The sequence below is a fragment of the Hymenobacter fodinae genome, assembly GCF_004745825.1.
Taxonomy (GTDB): domain Bacteria; phylum Bacteroidota; class Bacteroidia; order Cytophagales; family Hymenobacteraceae; genus Hymenobacter; species Hymenobacter fodinae.
Map to the genome: position 1 here is coordinate 445,928 of NZ_SRLA01000004.1, position 18,633 is coordinate 464,560.

Sequence of the window (18,633 nt, forward strand, 5' to 3'; positions counted from 1 at the left end):
CAGACGAGATTCCTCGACTACGCTCGGAATGACGTTCTACATTTTATTAATCCCCTCCCATGCCTACCGCCCCCGCCCCGGCCGTTACCTCCGCTCCTGGTTCCCCGACCGTGGCCCCGCCCCCACCCCACCGCACGCCGGCCTCTGCCTGGGTGCTGCTGCTGATTCTGGCCAGCATCTGGGGCACGTCGTTTATCCTGATGAAGAAGGGCTTGGTGGTGTTTTCGGCCCTGGAGCTGGGGGCTACGCGGGTGAGCGTAGCGGCGCTGCTGCTCCTGCCGTTTGCCCTCAAGCATATTGGCAAGGTTGAGCGCAGCCGCTTTAAGTGGCTGGTGTTGAGTGGCGTGGTAGGTACGCTGGTACCAGCTTTCCTGTTTGCTTACGCCGAAACCCGCTTGGCCTCAGGCTTAGCGGGGGTACTCAACGCCCTCACGGCCGTATTTACCCTGGTGGTAGGCGCGGCCTTCTTTGGGCAGAAACTGACGGGCCTGCGGGTGCTGGGGATAGGCCTAGGCTTGGCGGGCACGGTAGTATTAATGCTGCTGGGCGGCAGCGGCGGCGATGCTACCCCCTCCGGGGAAAGCAATGCCTGGTACGGCCTGTACATTGTGCTGGCTACATTGGGCTACGGCTTCAGCGTCAACATCATCAAGCATCACCTGAGCGGCATTCCGTCGGTGGCCGTAACGGGACTGTTGCTGCTGTTCATTGGCGGGCCGGCCCTGGCCTTCCTGCTAACTAGCACGCAGTTCCTCTACAAGCTGCAGCACGTGCCCGGCGCCTGGACGGCTTTCGGCTACATTGTGCTGCTGGCTACTATGAGCACGGCCGTGGCCATGGTGCTGTTCAACAAGCTTATCCAAAGCTCCACGGCGTTATTCGCGGCCTCCAACACCTACTTGGTGCCCATTATGGCCCTGGGCTGGGGCCTCCTCGACGGAGAACAGTTTAACCTCTGGCACCTGCTGGGCATGTTGATTATCCTGGTCAGCGTCGCCATCATTCACCGGGCGAAGTAAGCCGGTGCGCTTGACGGCTATAGCTGGATAGAATTGAAAAACTCCATTCGCTCAGCTTCCTTAAAATCCCCGGATTGACGTAGCGGCAAGAAATGTAGTTGGTATACCACCTTGCCCACCGTGAAGCAGCGGATATACTTGATTACTGGTAGCCCCTCTGCACTTGCTGCCTTGTATTTGACGGTAATCAAGTCAATGTCATCCTGTTGCGTTATCGACTGCTCTAATAAATTAGGATAATCACCCCCAAGCATTATTGGAATAGCTCGGTCTATATAATAGTTTTTCCGCTCTTCAAAAGTTGGCAGCACTACCGGCTCCTCAGCCAGTGGAATCCGAACTACCACGTAGATAGCGGCGGTGTCTTGCAGCGTATAGGCTTGACTATTCTTCACCATAGCATCTTGTCGCCGCTCAGGGTTGACAACCGCCATAGTTCCCGGCACATCCACTTCTTGTGGTTTCGCTGGCAATGCCACCGTTAGCTGGTCATCTATTTTTACTGGTATCCACGAAGTTTCTGTTTTGTGACGCACACAGTTGCACCACAACAGCGTCAGGATAAAAACACCAATGTATTTCATATAGTTAGCAAGGCCTCTGACCTCAATGTTACGCTTCATTTATTCCGGCTCCCTCCTGCACGTATGGTCAGTCGTGGAACCGGTCCGGCAGCTGTAGGCGCTGGGGGTGACCTAGCAGGTACTGACGAATGCGGTCAAGCTCGGCGGCATCTAGCACGGGCAGCTCATGGAAGCCGGTTTGCCAAAAGTCGGCTTCGGGCGGGAGCTGGCCGCGCAGAAGGCGCCGGGCCTGGGTGGCGGTACGCTGGTGAAGCAGTTCCAGGGCCTTATACAGCGACACTGACTGGCCTAGCGGCAAGTGCAACACCGCGTGCAAGTGGTTAGGCAGCAATACAAAGCACGGCACGTGCAACCCTTGCTCTTCTAGCATCAGCAGCTCCCCGGCTACCATTTCAGCTAGCTTTTCCTTCTCCAAGTATGCCGGCCCCACGGTGCGAGCGTCGAGCAGGGCATCGAAGCCGGCGAAGAACTTTTTTTCAGCGCGGCGGTGAGCTTCCGGAGAGCCAGCGGCTTGTTGGGCGACTACGCGCTGGGCGTGCAGCTCCCGGCCTGCCCTCGCCGGAATGGAGCCGGCCAAGCGCAGGGTAAGCAGAATGGTTTCGCCGGGTGGGAGCATGGTCGTTCTGATGAGAGTTCCCGCAGAGGACGCAGAGGTTTTTCGCAGAAGGCGCTGAGCTGTTCTGGATTAGGCTGGGTGCAGGATGCCGTTTAGCTCCACTACCTCTCCCCTTTCGAGCAACCCAGCTAGTACCGGCTCCAGTTGCTGGCGCATTTCATCTGACAACCGACTGAAGCCGAGCAGGCGGACGGAGGGTAGGAACACGGCCTCGCGGGGCAGGGCAAAGCTTTGCTCTACTACGGTGCGCAGGGCGCGGGCTAGCTCTTCGGGCGCCACGAAGGCCAGCTTGCGGGATATAGCGGGCAGGCTGCTCCGGTCGCGCAGGGGCGGTTGCTGCATGGTAATGTCCCAGAGGAAGTTGCCTTGTTGGCGCAGATGGCGCAGATTGGCTGCCAATAGGGCCGCGTCGCGGCCGGTTTTGCGCATGCGAGCCCCTACCTGGGCAGCGCCACTGGCTTGAGCTAGGCGGCGGGTGGCTTCGTCAAGGTGAATGGGGCTTTCGATGCGCACTATCTGAGTAAGCCAGTTAGCCAACTGGCCTAGGCTGTGCTGGTGCAGCTCGCGGTGGCCTACGGCAGCCGGTAGCTGCGCCACTTGGTACGGCTCGGCTACCACTTGGTCGGCAGCGGAAAGCTCCTCGCGTTCAACTCCCGTTGTTTCTGGTGCTGGTTCAGGTTCTGCCGGCTCGTTGGGGTCGTCCTGAGCGGCGTGGCGACGGGCTTCTTCAATGGCTTGCACCGCGCGCTCGGTTTCACGTTGGGGATCCCGGAACCAGTCGGTGCTCCAGATGCGGTGCAGGCGCCAGCCCACGGCTTCGAGCACCTGCTGGCGCAGCCGGTCCCGGTCGCGGGCCGAGCGGGCGGAGTGATACATGGCCCCATCGCACTCAATGCCCAGCACGTAGCGGCCGGGCTGGTCGGGGTCTACTACCGCCAGATCGATATAAAAGCCCTGGCTGCCAATCTGGGAGCGTACGGTGTAGCCACGGGCTGTTAGCGTCCGGTACACGGCTTCCTCAAACGGCGACTCCATTGCGCGGCCGGTTTCCTCGTTTTGGTTTAGGCGCCCATGCTGGGCGAAGTTCAGAAAGGTTTTGAGCGCGGCCACGCCTTTGGCGCGGGTACGGCTGAGGTCCAGATCATCGGCGGTGAGGTTGGTAAACACCTCGCACCGCTGCTTGGCCCGGGTGATAAGCACGTTCAGGCGTCGCTCGCCCCCTTCCCCGTTCAGGGGGCCAAAGCTCATGGTTAGATAGCCATCCTTGGTGCGGCCATAGCCCACGCTGATCAGAATAACGTCGCGCTCATCGCCCTGCACGTTTTCGAGGTTCTTGATGAAGAAGGGCTCATGGGGGTGCCGGTTGAAGAACGATTCCGTTTCGGGGTGCTGGCGACGCATCTTTTCCAGTGCGTCCTGAATGGCCTGGCGCTGGGCCGTGCTGAAGGCAACTACACCCAGCGTGAGGCGCGGCGTGGTACGGGCGTGGTGCAGCACGGCTTCGGCCACCGCTTGGGCCTCCAAGGGATTGGTACGCGTGGTACCCCGCTCGTAATGCGTTTCGGGCAGATGATGGTAGACCAGCCCGAGTTGCCCCTGCCCGCCAGGACTAGGGAAGATGACCAGCTTATCCTCGTAAAACAAGTGGTTGGAAGCCGCAATCAGCGACTGGTGTAGACTGCGGTAGTGCCAGCGCAACATGCGCTCGGGCATCTGGCGGGCCTTGCACAGCTCCAGAATGCTCTGAATGTCGGCCGTTACATTTTCCTCGTCGGCTTCTTCTCCGCTACCCGTCAGGGAATCAAAGAACGAGGTGGGCGGCAGTTGCTTAGAATCTCCTACTACCACCAGCTGCTTGCCCCGCGCAATGGCCCCTAATGCGTCCACGGGCTTTACCTGCGAGGCTTCATCGAACACCACCAGGTCAAATTCCACTGCGCCCGGCGGCAGGTAGCTAGCCACCGAAAGCGGCGACATCATAAACACCGGCTTGATGGCCTGTATCGCCCTCCCGGCTTGCTGCATAAGCTTGCGCAGGGACAAATGGCGGGTCTTTTTGGCAAATTCATTACGCAGCAGTAGCATCTGGCCGCCGGCCTGTGGGTGCGGCAAGCCCTCGTGGTGTTGGCGCAAGGCCCGAATGCGGTTGTGGTAGAGTGAGTCCTGGTCGGCCTGCCGGAAGCGGGCGGCTAGTTCCTCGTGGCTGGCCCGCTCGAACTGCCGCAGGGCCGGGTGCTGTTCGTAGGCCAGGCGCTGCAGAAATTCCAGCCAGGTTTGCCGCACGGCGGCTCCTAGCAACTGCGGAGCCTGAGGCCAGCTTTCGGCCAGCAGCAAAAGTTCCAGAAGCTGCTCCTGCTGCACAGTGGCAGCCACGTTGTTCCACTCAGTCATCAAGCGCAGAGCGGGCACATCGGCGGCCCAAGCGGCCAGGGTACTTTGCTGGGTTTCGAAAGACTGAAACTGCAGTCGGCCAGCCGGTCCGAAGCGGCGTGCTTCGTTAAGCTGCAGGGCATCAACCACGGCTTGGATGGCCGCGCGGTGCTGCACCAGTGCTGCCTCTAAGGTAGCCAGGGGTAGGGAGATGGCGCTGGGATTAGTTTCGCGTTGCAAATAGTCAAGCAAACCATCCGGCAACTCCCCGCGTGCAATTCGCTGGTGGGTAAGGGCTAAGTACTCCTGAATTTTTAACAGCCTGGGCCAGTCGGAGCGCTCAGATTGCCAGTTGGCCCCGAACAGTTGCTGGCCTAGGCCATTGGCTTCGGCTACTGTTTTAGCGTGGCGGGCTGCTTCGTGAATAGTATCTATTACTGCAATCAGCCCAGCCGACTCCTTGGGCAGCGGTCCGCGCCAGAGGCTTTGCAGGCGCTTGCGGGCCCGGCGGTAGTCGCCGTTGAGGAAGTTCCACCACTTGTCGCCAGCGGATAGCAGGGTGGCGCGCTCCGCCAGAAGCTGCTGGTCCCAGGCTTCGGGCAACAGGGTTGCCTCGTGCTGCTGACGTAGCGAGTTGTAGGCCAGTCCAGCTCTCAGTATTTCCTGGATGCGCCCCGCCTGCTGGTGCCAAGCTGCATCAGTCACGGCGGCTCCTAGTAGTGGCGGCGCTAGTTGGGCGTGGCGGGCGGCAGGCAGGAGTTGCTCGGCAGCCGTGCGCTCCGTGGGTACGGGCAGGCCAAGCAGCTCCGCTAAGACTTGCGCGGCAGCCGCTAGGCCACTCACGGACGCTTGAGCTGCGTCGAGCGCCGCAGTTAGGTTAGCCTGCTCGGCGGGCAGCAGCACCGTCAGTTCACTACCCCAGAATAGCAGGTTCTTAGGCGAACCCACCTTTTGCAATGTTGCCTGCAGACGGGTAGCCAGGTCCTCAGCGTGGGCAGCATCGGCATCAGTCCAAGTGGATAGGTTGACAAAGACGATGCGCGGCAGCTCCGTAGAACCGCGCTCTTCGGCCAGGTGCAGCAGTTCCCCGGTCACCTGCTGGGCCGTGCGCCGACTGCGGCCGATAGGTGCGTTTACGGCCAGGGCATAGTCGTTGAGGGCTTGGCGGTAGCGCGGCAGTTGGGCCATCTGGTCTTCCACGTTGGCCGCCGCGGCGGGGCGGCCTAGGTTGAGCGTGGCTTTCAGCTCGTCGTGGAGGGCTTTTTTGTTGGCCTTTTGGCTGTGCAGCTCCAGGCAAGCCGCGCCCAGGCCCAGGCTGTCGAGACGGCGCTTCACCACTTCCAGGGCCGCCATTTTCTCGGCCACAAACAGCACCTTCTTTCCTACCCCAATGGCTTCGGCCAGCAGGTTGGCAATGGTCTGCGACTTCCCGGTGCCGGGTGGACCCTGCACTACCAGGTTGCGCCCTTCCTGTACGGCCAACAGGGCCAGCAGCTGGGAGCTGTCGGCGTCGAGGACTTGGTGCAGCTCGTGGGCGGTGCTTTCAATGTCCAGAAAGGCCGTGTCGCTCACGGTGGGCGGCGCGTCGCGGAAGCCGGTGTCGGTTCCCAGCAGGGCCTGCAGGGCCGGATGGTCGAGCAGAGTGGCGCCGCTAGGCCAGGTGGCGGGGTCCAGGTCGCGGTAGAGCATGAACTTGCCGAAGGAGAAGAAGCTCAGCGCAATCTGGTTGGGTTCTACCTGCCAGCGCGGCAGGCCGCGCACGGTTTCGGCCACGGCGGCGAGGTAAGTGGCTACCCCACTTTCTTCGTCCCACTCCGGCAAGCTCAGCCCGAAACTGGCTTTCAGCTTGGCTTGCAAGGATAGGTTGGCTTCTACCTCGGCGCCGGTGTGGCGCAGCTTGAATCGCTCGGCTGCAGTACCGCGCTCCAGTAGCACGGGCACTAGCACCAGTGGCGCGTGGCGGGGCTCCTTACTGCTGGCGGCCTCATACCAGGTCAGCATGCCTAGGGCCAGGTACAAGATGTTCACGCCCTGCTCTTCCAGGCTGGTACGAGCGGTATAGTATGTGTTAAGCAGCCGACTTTCCAGCTTTGCCAGTGGCTCAGCGGTTTGCAGCTTGTTGTCGGTGAGCAATGTTTGCCGCTCCGTTTCACTTAGGTACTGACTGGACGCTGCTGACCCGTGTTCACCTTCATTTTCCGCTGCTCCCGAGGTTTCTTCGGGCTCGGAAGGCAGCGAGTCAGACAGGGTTTCGGTGAGAGGTAGGGCATTTGCGGCCTGAGGTACGTCTCCGGTTCTTCGCTTGGTTGGCTCAGGGGCAGCCTGGAAGTACATCGTCTTGGCCTGGCTCACTAGCACCTCATACACGGCTGCGGCTTCTTCCTGCACCACCGCCACCCCCTGGGCATTGGAAAGACGAAAGTTGAGCAGCGGATTGCGCAACCCCAGATCCAACAACTCCTGGCGGGAAGCATCGAGGCGGGCTGCGAGAGAAGGTATGGTTTGCGGCGTGGTAGCAGTAGAAACCGGAGAACCTGATTCCATAAAAATTGCCGGGAGGCAGTATAGCTAGCGGGCATTCAAGTTACGGCCATGAGCTTTGCCGAACAATTGCCACCCCTCCCCTTCATGCCAAACGCCCCGGCTACTTGCTCAGCAACCGGGGCGTTTGATTAATGGGAAAGACGACCTGCAGGTTACGCCCGACGCTGACCGTTCGGCAAGACTTTCAGGCCTAGCTTGCTGTGTTTGAAGCCATAGTTGAAGTACAGGGCCAGTCCGATAATCAGCCAGCCGAAGAACAACAGCCAGTTGTTGATGCCCAGCTGGGTCATGAGGTAGAGGTTGGTGAGCAGGCCTAGCACCGGCAGCAAGCTCAGCTTCTTGCGAAACGACAGCCACGCCAGGCCCAGGCAAAACACGAAGAACACCAACATCGGGATATAATGGCGAGCTTCCTCGTAGCCGCTGCTCAGGGCCTGCTGAAACTCCTGAATACCCGCCTGGTTGTACACGAACAGCAGCGCAGCACCTACCAATAACACCAGCGGCACCAGAAACTGCCCGTTGATATAGGGCACCTTAAACCGGGCATCCGACTGGCCATGGGGGTCAATGATGAGGATACCGCCGCACACCAGTGCAAACGCGAACAGCGTCCCGATGGAAGTCAGGTCGATTACCAGATCCATGTTCAGCAGCATGGCCGGCACGCCCACAAAGAAGCCCGTCACGATGGTGCTGAACGAGGGCGTGTGGAACTTGGGGTGCACACGCGAGAATACGGGGGGTAGCAGTCCATCCCGGCTCATGGTCATCCAGATGCGGGGCTGCCCGATCTGGAACACCAGCAGCACCGAGGCCATGGCCAGCACCGCCGATACGGCTACCACGCCGCCCAGCCACTTTACGCCCACTTTGTTGAACACGTAGGCCAGGGGGTCGCCCACGGCCAGCTCTTTATAATTCACCATGCCCGTGAGGACCAGCGTGATAATCACGTAGAGGATGGTGCAGATAATCAGAGCGTAGATCATAGCCCGGGGCAGGTCGCGCTGAGGGTTCTTGCACTCCTCGGCAGTCGTCGAAATAGCATCAAAGCCGATGTAAGCAAAGAACACCGCCGACACACCTTTCAGTACGCCGCCAATGCCGTTCGGGGCGAAGGGGCTCCAGTTTTCGGGCTGCACGTAGAAGGCGCCTACCAGAATCACCACGGCCACTACCACCAGCTTTAGGGCCACCAGCAGGTTAGAGGCGTTTTTAGATTCCTTGATGCCCACGTACACCAGCGCCGTAATGGCCAGGGTAATGAGGCCGGCAGGCAAATCCAATACGAGGCGTAGGCCACCCGGCAGTTCTGGGGCGGCGCTCCAGGCCCGGTAACCTTCCAGCTGGGCCGCTGAGGCTTCAGCTAACGGTCGGCCCGACTGCATCAGCTCCAGCACTTCATTATAGTGCTTATGAGCACTTTGCATGCCCATCGTCAGCCAAACGGGTAGGTTGATGCCCACACCCTGCAAGAGCCCCGTGAAGTAGTCCGACCAACTAATGGCCACCACGATGTTACCAACCGCATACTCCATAATCAGGGCCCAGCCAATAATCCAGGCGGCTAGCTCCCCGAAGGAGGCGTAGGCGTAGGTGTAGGCTGAACCGCTCACCGGAATGGTGGCCGCAAACTGCGCGTAGCACAAGGCCGAGAAGGCGCAAGCAATAGCCGTAAACACAAACAGCAGCGACACGGCCGGACCGCCGTCGTGGGAGGCGTTGCCGATGGTACTGAAGATACCGGCCCCAATTACAGCCGCAATACCCAAGGCCGTCAGGTCGCGGACGGTGAGGTGACGCTCTAGGCCACCGCCGTGGCCACCGTGCCCGTCAGCGTCGGCGGGGGGGTTATGCAGAATATCGTCGAGGCTTTTGCGGCGAAACAGGCCGCTGCTGCGCGTGGGCGGAAGAGGTGTAGACAAAGCGGTAGTGAGAGGTTAAGGGGGCAAAAGATACAGAATAATGCCGGGGGCTGCACAGTATCGGGTACAACGGCTCTTCTGACCAAGATTATAGATTTGAGTGCCTGCTCCTCGTTTCAAAAACTTTATTGGCTTTGTGGAAAGTGGCCTAGCCCGGCATCACTACAGTAAACCAAACCTGTTGCTGTATGCTACCTCGTCCCACTCTCTCGGTTCCTACTCCCTGCCCCGCCACCTGGGCCGATATGACGCCCGCGCCGGGCGGCCGCCACTGTGCCGCCTGCAACAAGGTCGTCGTTGATTTCACCTGCATGACTGAGGCTGAAATACTGGCGGCCCTAGGCCACCCGGGCTCCATATGCGGCCGCTTTCGGCCAGAACAGCTCGGTACTCCCAGACGACTACGAGTAGCTGCTGCCCATTGGGCAGGCTGGCTGACGGCCGCCGCAGTAGCGTTGAGCGGCTGCGAAGTGCCAGACCCGGCGCAGCTTAAGCTTCGCACCATTCCTACTGTGTCAGAAAACTCTTCATTTCAAGTGCGAGGCCACGTGCTCGATAAAACTACTGGTCAGCCTGTTGCGGGCGCTCATATTGTCTGCTTAGCAGATAGCACTCTACGCACTACAACTGCTCCAGACGGCAGTTTTGAGCTTCAACTACCAAACGCACTACGAGATTCTTTCTTAATTGTATCTGGCAGTCTGCCAGACTACGAAGCAGATGTCCCATTCAAGTATTTCGGCCGTCGGGTCCCGACAGCCAAAGCTGCGGTAGTTCAACTACGGCGCTATGAAATACCTATGGTTCTGGGAAGAGTACCTGAACCGAAAATGAAGCGAGATGAAGTAAGCCCGCCGCCTCCGCCGCCTCCGCCGCCACCTAAGCTTTCCACAGTCATATTTACTGCTCCTATTAATTAATAGGGCAAAGCCTGATTCAGAATAAATATTTCTAAACTCATTTGTGGAAAGTGACCTAGCGCGGCATCAATACAACACACCTAACCTGCTATTGCTATGCCCACTCGCTCTATCCTATCCGTTCCGAAACCCTGCCATGAGAACTGGCAGACGATGACGCTCGCCGCTCAGGGTCGGCACTGCGCCGCTTGTGATAAAGTAGTAGTTGATTTCACCCGCATGACGGATGCGGAGGTACTGGCTTATCTAGGCCAGTCGGCAGGTAAGAGCTGCGGCCGGTTCCGGGCAGAACAGCTGGATAGGCCATTGGTAGTGCCAGCGGCAGATGTAACGTGGCGCAGGCGCTGGGTGGCGTTGGCGGCGCTGTTAGGCTTGGGGGCAACAGCTGCGTCAACTCAAGGTCAGGCGCAACAGCCTCCTAGGCCAGTCAGGGTTCCGCAAACTATTACGCTGGGAATGGTTGCCGCGCAGCCTCCGGCGGTACCCTTACCGACCCTAATGCCGCCTCTGGTTGTGCGAGGTGTAGTAGTAGATTCAACTACGCATGAGCCGCTGCCGGGCGTGACAGTGATAGTAGCTGATACCAAGATCGGTATCAGTACTGACGCGCAGGGGAAATTTGAACTGTCATTGCCCGAAACCTATCGTCAGAGCACATCTATAAAGCTGCTGATCAGCTATATCGGCTATGAAGGACAGCAATTACAACTCAACCCGCATACTACCATTAAACAGACTATTGAGTTAGCGGCCAGCACCCGCATGCTCGGCGAAATGGTTATTGTGGGCGGATACCAGACCAGCTGCTGGTATACGCCCCGCGGCTTGTGGCACCGCCTCACCCGTCCGTTCCGGCAATTCTAAGCCAGCGGCCTAGCAAACCTTTTGGCCCCGAAAAGCCTTATTCCGGGGTATGAAGCATAGTATCCTGTCCTTTCTGATTCTGTTGTTTGCGGCTGCCGGCTGCGCCCTCAAGCCTACCAATAAGTACGACGTCTTCAAGGAGCGGGCGCAGCTGCCCCAAGAGGAGGCCGTGCACAAGCAAAACTCCCTAGAGTGGTGGTACTTCACCGGCCACTTGCGCGACAAAGCTACCGGCGAGGTATTTGGCGTGGAGTACGTGTTTTTCCACTTCAACCTGACCGGCAAAAAGGACTGGAAGATGGTCAACTTTGCCATTTCCGACCCTAAAACCCAGGAATTCCGCTATGATTATAAAGTAGAGCGCCTGCCCCAGCTCTTGTCCGAGAGTCTGCCCATTAACCTGGCCACCCAAAAGCAGGCCCAGCGCTGGACGTTGACCGGCCAGGAGGGCAGCTACCATCTGCAAGCTCGCATGGCTGCGCACAAGGGCCACGCCATCAACCTTACCACTACTCCCGCCAAACCGGTGCTGCTGCACGGCGGCACCGGCTACGAAAAGTACGGCCCCGTGGCGCAGGCGGGCTACTACAGCTACCCACGTATGACGGCTACCGGCACCATTGAAATCAATGGCAAAGAGCGCCAGGTGGAAGGTGAGCTATGGTACGACCGGCAGTGGAACTGCAACAGCGTCACGACCAAAGACATCGGCTGGGACTGGTTCAGCATTCAACTCGATGAGCCGCGGGAGGAAATCATGGCCTACCAGCTCTACAACAAAGTCACCGGCCAGAGCATTGGCGGCGGTTCGCACTACGGCACCCAAGCCCAAAACACCCACCTCGACCAAAAGGATTTTGAGCTGGAGCCCCTGGCCTACTGGACCAGCCCCCACTCCAAGCAGCGCTACCCCAGCAAGTGGCGCCTACGCATCCCGGCCCAGGGCTACGACCTCACCATCACGCCTCTCATACCCGACCAGGAGCTGACGCTCAAGCTGTTTGCCGGCATCAAGATGCATTACTGGGAGGGCATGTGCCGCGTTGAAGGCACTCACCACGGCAAGCCTGTGAAGGGCAACAGCTACGTGGAAATCACCAACCGCTCAGAGGTAAAGAAAGCCCGCGAAGCAGCCGAGGAAGTGACAGCCAAAGAGGAGAAAGCCACGCGCTAGGCTAGTACCTCACCCATTCAGAATCAGCCGGAACGTAGTGCCGCGGCCTACTTCGCTCCACTTCACGAAGAGGCGGCCCTCGTGGTAGTTCTCGATGATGCGCTTAGCCAAGGCTAGGCCTAGACCCCAGCCCCGCTTTTTGGTGGTGTAACCGGGCAGGAACACGCTTTCTAGTTTGCTCTTCGGGATGCCCTTGCCGGTATCGGTGATGTCAATAGCAATCTGGGACTTGTTGCGCACGGGGCGACGCAGGTGAATGGTAATACTGCCCCGGCCGTCCATGGCATCGACGGCGTTTTTGCAAATGTTCTCAATTACCCAGTCGTAGAGCGGGATGTTAACCTTAGCGGGCGTGTCGCGGGGCAGATCGGTTTTAATTTCAAACGTCACCTTCTTCGACACCCGACTTTGCAGGTAGGCAATGGCGTTTTCGGTCACGCGCAGAATGTTCTCGTCGTTGAGCACCGGCACCGAGCCGATGTTGCTGAAGCGCTCCGTGATAATCTGCAGGCGCCGCACGTCCTTGCCCAGCTCCTCCACAATGGGCTCGTGCTTAAACCGCTCCGATTCGCTTAGGTAGCTCTGCCAGGCCATCAGGCTGCTCAGCGGAGTGCCTAGCTGGTGAGCGGTTTCCTTGGCTAGGCCTACCCACACCCGGTTCTGCTCGGCGCGCCGCGAGTAGCTGAAGGCGAAATAGGCAATGACCCCCAGGCAACCAATGATGGCTAGTTGTACGAGTGGGTAGTAACGCAGCTGGGTCAGCAGCGCCGACTCCTTATAATATAGGTAGTTGCGCAGCCCGGCCCCAATCTCAATCACGATGGGTGGGTGCTGCTGCTTCATGGTCTCAATCTCGCGGTGCAGGTAGGCAATTGCGGCTTGCTCGCTCAACCCCTTTGGAATGGTCACGTTATGCGCATCCACAATGTTGTTGTCCCCGTCGGCCAGAATAACCGGAATGGTATTATTGGCGTCGATGATTTCCGTCATCAGAAACGACACGTTCGATTCTTCCTCGGTGTTGATCAGGTAGCGCTGAGTTTTAGCGTAGAGGTCAATCTGCTTCTGCTCCCGCTCCGACAGCCGCTGCACCAGAATGTTGGTGTAAATAACCGTAGCGGCCCCAATCAACAGGGCCACGCCCACAATGACGAGCTTGATACGGGATTTTTGGTCGTAGATGGGAAGCACAGAGAAAAGGCCGAGGTAGAAAAGTCTGGGACGTCAGCCGTCCGCAACGAAGATACGGACGGCTGCGAGTAGCGGATGAAAAGGCAAACCAAGTTAGCCGCTAGGCTTTTGCCGCTGGCGTCCTTCCCTCCCAGAAATGATTTTTATCAGCTTAAGTCCCACGAATCGTCCATTACACCGGCAGAACGGACTTTTTAGACTGAATAGTACTTACCCCGAACCCTAGTAGTGATTCAACTGTTTCACACTAGTTATTTGTAGCGTATTTTTGCCTCCTGATTATCGCACTAGCTCCAGCTATGCTCCAACCATTTAAGGCCGTTAGTCTCTCCTTCAAGAAAGCTCCCCTAGAAATTCGGGAGCTGATTGCATTGGATGAGGCTGCCTGTCGCCGTTTCCTGCACACCCTCCACCACGAGCTAGGCCTCTCCGACCTGCTTGTGCTGAGCACCTGTAACCGTACGGAAGTTTACTACTCCGCTGAGCGCGACCAGAGCCCCGCTATCATTGAGGCCTTAGGTCAGCTCAAAGGATTGGCCAATATCAGCCACTACTTCCCTTACTTCGATATTCTCGACGAACACGCCGACGCCGTGCGTCACCTCTTTGAGGTAGCCATGGGCCTCGATGCCCAGGTGGTGGGCGACCTGCAGATCAGCAACCAAGTGAAGCAGGCCTACCAGTGGTCGGCGGATGAGGACGCGGCAGGCCCCTTCCTGCACCGAGTGCTGCACACGGTGTTCTTCACCAATAAGCGGGTCCAACAGGAGACATCCTTCCGCGACGGCGCTGCCTCCACCTCTTACGCGGCCCTGGAGCTGGTAGAAGAGCTGACCGGCGACGTGGCCAACCCACGCGTACTGGTAGTAGGCCTAGGCGAGATTGGCGCCGACGTGTGCCGCCACCTCGGCGACAGCAAGCTGTTCACCGACGTGACCATCTGTAACCGCACTCGCTCTAAGGCTGAGCTGCTGGCCGAAGAATGCGGCCTGAAAGTGCTCAACTTTGAGGATTTGGTGCAGGGCATGAAGGATGCCGACGTAATCATTTCCAGTATTTCCCGCTCTGAGCCCTTCTTCACCACCGAAATGGTAGAGCGCCTAGACGTGCTGAACTACAAGTTCTTTATTGACCTCTCGGTACCCCGCAGCATTGAGGCTGATGTAGAGAACGTACCCGGCGTGCTTGTATATAACATCGACGCCATCCACAGCAAAGCCTCGGCCGCACTGGAGCGCCGCTTGGCCGCCGTACCGCAAGTACGTGCCATTATTGAAGAAAGCTTGGCGGGTCTACAAGACTGGACCAAGGAGATGATGGTGTCGCCGACCATTCAGAAGCTAAAGAACGCCCTGGAGCAAATCCGCCTCGAAGAGATGGACCGCTTCCAGAAGAAGATGACGCCCGAAGAAGCCCGCCGCGTTGATGACATCACGAAGTCGTTGATGCAGAAAGTGCTCAAGATGCCGGTATTGCAGCTCAAAGCCGCCTGCAAGCGCGGTGAGGCCGACCAGCTCATCGACGTGCTCACCGACCTCTTTGACCTTGAACGTCAGCCCGACTTGGCCTAGGCCAGTCTGCCTTGAGATATAAGCCCCCACAGTTGGCGAAACGAATTGCCCTTACCTCCGGCGTGGAAGTAAGCCCTGATAGTCTGCCGCCGCCGAATCAGTATATCTGGTTCGGCGGTTTGCGTTTCTGCGCATTCTAGGCGGTTTCCATAACTGCAGTGTGACTGTACGCCAGTGACCAAGTCAGTGACCAGCGCAATATGATGCATTTCGTCAGTGACCAGCCTAGCATACTGGGCCTACCTCCACCGTGCTAATCAATTTGGCATACAGTAGAAAATGAATATTCCTGTCTCTCATGCTTTTAGCTGGGTGAATACCTGCTTTATTGGATATACGCCGTATAACTAGCATCTTACCTACTGAGACCTGCCAGTTTATACTAAGCCTATTAGCATGATTACCTACGAGTACAACATGAAGGAGCCCTACTTATGGAGGCGAGCTAATCGGGCACATGCTACAACGGACAAGGCGCCCATTATTCTACGTATAGAAATTATTGGCTACGAGCGGGCAGAGTTCGCAACGGGCGTTACAGCTACCACATCCGAGTGGAACCAGGACACGCAACGCCTGCAGGTCGGGCGTGGAGCCAGCAAGGAAGAACAACTGCTGGTCCGGTCGTATAACAACAAGCTCATTGACTGGATTCGCAAAAGTGAGCAAGTGTATGATAGTCTTAAAAGTCAGGGCCATGATCCTACCCCCGCCGAAATTCGGGAGGTGCTACGCGGCTCAGGCTCCCGCACGCAGAAGAAGCAGACCTTGCTGGATTGCTTAGAGCTGCTATACACGCACCTATCAGATAAAGAGCGGCAACCTTCTACTCTCACCAATGCCCGCCTCGTCATTGGGTTTGTAAAGGAATACTTAGCGGTGCTGCGCAAACCCAACCTCCCAGCCGTGCAGGTAGACCGCAAGTGGTGCCGGGCCTTGGAGCGCTGGTGTATTGCCCGTCCCATGACGGGGGCTTCCATCCGTAAATACATCAGCTTCATCATTCGAGCCGTCAACATGGCTATTGACGAAGGATGGCTAAAGGACAACAAGCTGGCGGGCTATCGTTACGTGTCGGAACTGGAGTCCGCAGAGAAGCGGTATTTGACCCAAGACGAGCTGAATAAGCTACGGGTGTTCTGTTTCACTACGGACACGAAGAATCAGACCTTGGACCAGGTGCGGGACCTGTTCGTGTTTTGCTGCTATACAGGACTCTCTTTTGTAGACTATGTGCGCTTTGCCCGCACTCCCGATACGTTTCTTTCTTCCGTACCGAACAAGGCTGGCCAACCCGTGCAGGGTATTGGTATGTCCCGTCAGAAGATTCAATACTTAGGCAAAGGCTTTTGGGTGCCCCTATTCCCCGTGTCGAAGGAGCTTCTGTTCACCAAGTACGCTCGTCAGCTCCCAATTTATGAGTCGTCCTATGTGAACGAGAATCTAAAACACATTGCCCGCTTAGTTGACCTGAGCCTACTGGACTTGAGTCATAAGGATGCCCGCAGCACGTTCGCTCAGATGATGCGTGACCAATTTGGGTTGAAGCTAGCGGCTGAGATGGCCGGGCACACAGAGGCAATGGCGAATGCTCGCTACTCCAGTGCCAGCCCGCAATACATTATCGAACAGCTATCTATTCTTGGCGCCCCTCTCACGCACAACTAATGCCTACTCCCCTCACCTCCCGCAAACGACTCTACATCTTCCGCTGGTGGCGTACGGCTGCTGGTCGGGCTAGCAATGTGTATTAACAAACACCACTATGTTTTGCAACACAAAAGAGAACCCCGCCTCCCTGTGGGTAGGAGACAATTACTTTGCTATTTGGCAAGAGGATGGTGGCATTCGAGCGGAGATACCCAACCAAGGCGGTACGTGGTGGCACCAGGCCAAGCAGCCCCACCGCAATCTAGAGGAGGTACTCGACAGCATGTTCCCCGGTTGGCCCGTTGCCTTCAATGTAGCCGTACGAGGGGCTCAGTTCTGTGAGCCTTATATATAGACACACGAAACCCCCAGCTGGTGCGCTTCTAGGAGTGGCGTCCGGGGGTTTATTTGTGTGTTATAGATAAGCGCTGCCAGTCTGATACACGCAGGAAGCTGGCTAGCTGTCATCTGTCGCGGGCTCGAACCGCGCTCCTTCCATACCCCAAGTATGGCGGCCAACCTTTGCCATCAGATGATAGAGTAAATATACACAAAACCCGGCGGCTTCTGCACTCCCAATCGAGTACCGCCTATCCGGGTTGTGGTTAAAACAGGGCAAGTCCAAGAACCCCTGCCTGACGGAGAACGCACTGGCTACTTCGTAGTCCAAGCACCCGTGTTTGCCGGTAGCTAAGCGGCTTGTGCATACGAATATACGACAACTGAAGGACATTGATGCCCCTCAGTTAGATATAAGAAAGCCCTGGCACTACTTGGGGTAGGCTAGGGCTTTCGGTTGTCGTTATGGTAAGGGAGAGTAGGGTTACCAAAAATACCAGATAGCTGCAATGGCTATCACTGTATAGGTAAGCCAGCCTAGTTTCGTGGTGGGGTTGAAGAACAGCAGGAAGCCATCAACTAAGCCTTCTAGGTAATCGTCGTGGTCGTCCATAGCTTACTTTGTCTGATTCTAAAAGGGGGCTACAGCCAGCGCATAGCTGCGTAGTTGATTGTTAAATGCAGGGTATTATCAATGATTACCATAAGCCAGAACGCCATGTAGGGCGGCTTACTTTCGGCATATCCAAAAGGCCCCACTACCTCAATCCGATTATATATTCGTATCCAATACAACGCCAACCGATAGCGGTCAATCAGGAAGTGTGTGCCAAATAAGACAGCCCAAGCCAGCGGCGAAGGTGCAATTAGGGTAAAAGGCAGCGCGTACAGCAGAGCGTGAACAAAGGCGGGCCAATGGGCTTTTGTCTTGTTCTGTGCCATCCAATCGTTTTGCAACACGTAGTCGCCCAACAAGTGCAGGAGTATTTGCTCCATACTTATGTGTTAGTAGTAAGAATTGGTTGCTTCATAATCTTCTGGCAGCCGGGGCATACATACCCAAAGCGTCCTGTGTTTACCCAGCCCTTTTCGGTGAGTTGGTCAGGTAGGATCAATACACCTTTACCTAAGTCCTCCACCGTGAGGCACACGCCACAGGTGGCAAGCCACGGGTTAGGGTTATCCCAAAGAGAGGATGATGCCTCGCGCGCTACACTCCCTTTCCTTTGATTGGTAGTTGCGTCTGAAGCATCAACAACAACAGGCGGCGCGTCTAAGCAAACAGGATTGCCAGCGGGTTCTGCCCCATAAGAACGTCTTACAATTCGGGCGGCTCTAGCATCCCCCTCTTGGTCGAAGTGCGTGGCAATAAGGGCAGCATAGTTCAACACTTTTTGCGTGTCACCTGCTAGTGCGGCCTCTACAATCTTGGCTACTTGAACGGCGTTGCTCATGTATAAATATACACAGAATAAATGGTTTAAACTATTGATAATCAGTATACTTATCCACAATTTTACCACATATCAACACGAAGAAAGCCGACGTGCACACCGGCCTTCCCTCCGATACAAACCTCGGCGTGACTGTGTGCAATCACTCGGGTTACCCCTACCCGAACGGTCCATCCACATCTGAGCTGGGTAGGGGATGCGTTAGGCCACTTGGTCAAACAGAAGCAGTAATTCAATTGCTCCTACCCAAGCCACAATGCGTAAGATGAGACTAGCCAGTCTCCCTGATGACTTAGGGGTAAGTCTACGGAGTATTCTATCTAATACTGCTGATTCCCCCACTGTGAAGGCAGGCACTCCAACTGTGTGATTTAGCACCACATCAAACACAGCGAGACGTAAGAGCAGT

The 18,633-nt window shown here is 57.2% G+C and carries 15 protein-coding genes; 7 read left to right on the forward strand and 8 right to left on the reverse strand.

Annotated features, from left to right (window positions below):
- Positions 1-59 precede the first annotated feature (59 nt).
- Positions 60-1,019 (forward strand): DMT family transporter, encoded by a 960-nt coding sequence (locus EU556_RS19650; protein ID WP_135435840.1) that lies wholly within the window; start codon positions 60-62, stop codon positions 1,017-1,019.
- Positions 1,020-1,036: 17 nt separating this feature from the next.
- Here EU556_RS19650 and EU556_RS19655 read toward each other — a convergent pair whose 3' ends face one another.
- The 4 genes from EU556_RS19655 to EU556_RS19670 all read right to left on the reverse strand — a co-directional run bounded on the left by EU556_RS19655 (position 1,037) and on the right by EU556_RS19670 (position 9,061).
- Positions 1,037-1,603, reverse strand: a complete 567-nt coding sequence (locus EU556_RS19655) for a hypothetical protein (RefSeq protein WP_135435841.1) — start codon at positions 1,601-1,603, stop codon at positions 1,037-1,039.
- A 67-nt stretch (positions 1,604-1,670) separates the two neighbouring features.
- Positions 1,671-2,219: a hypothetical protein gene (locus tag EU556_RS19660; RefSeq protein ID WP_135435842.1), complete on the reverse strand. Its 549-nt coding sequence runs from the start codon at positions 2,217-2,219 to the stop codon at positions 1,671-1,673.
- Between the two features lie 69 nt (positions 2,220-2,288).
- A complete protein-coding gene (locus tag EU556_RS19665; RefSeq protein ID WP_135435843.1) occupies positions 2,289-7,133 on the reverse strand; it encodes a DUF3320 domain-containing protein in 4,845 nt (1,614 codons plus the stop codon).
- Between the two features lie 152 nt (positions 7,134-7,285).
- Positions 7,286-9,061, reverse strand: a complete 1,776-nt coding sequence (locus EU556_RS19670) for an amino acid permease (protein WP_245327804.1) — start codon at positions 9,059-9,061, stop codon at positions 7,286-7,288.
- A 100-nt stretch (positions 9,062-9,161) separates the two neighbouring features.
- Here EU556_RS19670 and EU556_RS19675 point away from each other — a divergent pair, with 100 nt between their 5' ends.
- From EU556_RS19675 to EU556_RS19685, 3 genes are all read left to right on the forward strand, one after another.
- Positions 9,162-9,362 carry a hypothetical protein gene (locus EU556_RS19675; RefSeq protein WP_135435844.1) on the forward strand — a complete coding sequence of 67 codons (201 nt, stop codon included), beginning with the start codon at positions 9,162-9,164 and terminating at the stop codon, positions 9,360-9,362.
- A gap of 715 nt (positions 9,363-10,077) precedes the next feature.
- Positions 10,078-10,845, forward strand: a complete 768-nt coding sequence (locus EU556_RS19680) for a carboxypeptidase-like regulatory domain-containing protein (RefSeq protein WP_135435845.1) — start codon at positions 10,078-10,080, stop codon at positions 10,843-10,845.
- 49 nt (positions 10,846-10,894) lie between these two features.
- Positions 10,895-12,019 (forward strand): lipocalin family protein, encoded by a 1,125-nt coding sequence (locus EU556_RS19685; protein ID WP_135435846.1) that lies wholly within the window; start codon positions 10,895-10,897, stop codon positions 12,017-12,019.
- 9 nt (positions 12,020-12,028) lie between these two features.
- Here EU556_RS19685 and EU556_RS19690 read toward each other — a convergent pair whose 3' ends face one another.
- Entirely contained in the window at positions 12,029-13,210 is a 1,182-nt protein-coding gene (locus EU556_RS19690; RefSeq protein ID WP_135435847.1) for an ATP-binding protein, read from the reverse strand.
- Between the two features lie 299 nt (positions 13,211-13,509).
- On the opposite strand from EU556_RS19690, the gene hemA reads away from it, so the two are divergent.
- The 3 genes from hemA to EU556_RS19705 all read left to right on the forward strand — a co-directional run bounded on the left by hemA (position 13,510) and on the right by EU556_RS19705 (position 16,786).
- Positions 13,510-14,781, forward strand: coding sequence for a glutamyl-tRNA reductase (gene hemA, locus EU556_RS19695; protein WP_135435848.1), 1,272 nt, complete (start codon positions 13,510-13,512; stop codon positions 14,779-14,781).
- 396 nt (positions 14,782-15,177) lie between these two features.
- A complete protein-coding gene (locus tag EU556_RS19700) occupies positions 15,178-16,449 on the forward strand; it encodes a site-specific integrase (RefSeq protein WP_135435849.1) in 1,272 nt (423 codons plus the stop codon).
- A gap of 97 nt (positions 16,450-16,546) precedes the next feature.
- Positions 16,547-16,786, forward strand: a complete 240-nt coding sequence (locus EU556_RS19705; RefSeq protein WP_135435850.1) for a hypothetical protein — start codon at positions 16,547-16,549, stop codon at positions 16,784-16,786.
- Positions 16,787-17,254: 468 nt separating this feature from the next.
- Here the strand turns inward: EU556_RS19705 and EU556_RS26690 are convergent, their stop codons facing one another.
- From EU556_RS26690 to EU556_RS19715, 3 genes are read right to left on the reverse strand one after another with little or no spacing between them, the layout of a single operon-like run.
- Positions 17,255-17,383, reverse strand: a complete 129-nt coding sequence (locus EU556_RS26690) for a hypothetical protein (RefSeq protein ID WP_262709644.1) — start codon at positions 17,381-17,383, stop codon at positions 17,255-17,257.
- Between the two features lie 29 nt (positions 17,384-17,412).
- Positions 17,413-17,766 (reverse strand): DUF3307 domain-containing protein, encoded by a 354-nt coding sequence (locus EU556_RS19710; RefSeq protein WP_135435851.1) that lies wholly within the window; start codon positions 17,764-17,766, stop codon positions 17,413-17,415.
- A gap of 2 nt (positions 17,767-17,768) precedes the next feature.
- Positions 17,769-18,224 (reverse strand): hypothetical protein, encoded by a 456-nt coding sequence (locus EU556_RS19715; RefSeq protein ID WP_135435852.1) that lies wholly within the window; start codon positions 18,222-18,224, stop codon positions 17,769-17,771.
- Positions 18,225-18,633: the final 409 nt, after the last annotated feature.

Coding starts and splice junctions, on each gene's coding strand:
- EU556_RS19705 (WP_135435850.1), top strand. CDS start 16,547: ATGTTTTGCAACACAAAAGAGAACCCCGCCTCCCTGTGGGTAGGAGAC.
- EU556_RS19700 (WP_135435849.1), top strand. CDS start 15,178: ATGATTACCTACGAGTACAACATGAAGGAGCCCTACTTATGGAGGCGA.
- EU556_RS19715 (WP_135435852.1), bottom strand. CDS start 18,224: ATGAGCAACGCCGTTCAAGTAGCCAAGATTGTAGAGGCCGCACTAGCA.
- hemA (WP_135435848.1), top strand. CDS start 13,510: ATGCTCCAACCATTTAAGGCCGTTAGTCTCTCCTTCAAGAAAGCTCCC.
- EU556_RS19660 (WP_135435842.1), bottom strand. CDS start 2,219: ATGCTCCCACCCGGCGAAACCATTCTGCTTACCCTGCGCTTGGCCGGC.
- EU556_RS19655 (WP_135435841.1), bottom strand. CDS start 1,603: ATGAAATACATTGGTGTTTTTATCCTGACGCTGTTGTGGTGCAACTGT.
- EU556_RS19650 (WP_135435840.1), top strand. CDS start 60: ATGCCTACCGCCCCCGCCCCGGCCGTTACCTCCGCTCCTGGTTCCCCG.
- EU556_RS19665 (WP_135435843.1), bottom strand. CDS start 7,133: ATGGAATCAGGTTCTCCGGTTTCTACTGCTACCACGCCGCAAACCATA.
- EU556_RS19680 (WP_135435845.1), top strand. CDS start 10,078: ATGCCCACTCGCTCTATCCTATCCGTTCCGAAACCCTGCCATGAGAAC.
- EU556_RS19685 (WP_135435846.1), top strand. CDS start 10,895: ATGAAGCATAGTATCCTGTCCTTTCTGATTCTGTTGTTTGCGGCTGCC.
- EU556_RS19710 (WP_135435851.1), bottom strand. CDS start 17,766: ATGGAGCAAATACTCCTGCACTTGTTGGGCGACTACGTGTTGCAAAAC.
- EU556_RS26690 (WP_262709644.1), bottom strand. CDS start 17,383: ATGGACGACCACGACGATTACCTAGAAGGCTTAGTTGATGGCTTCCTG.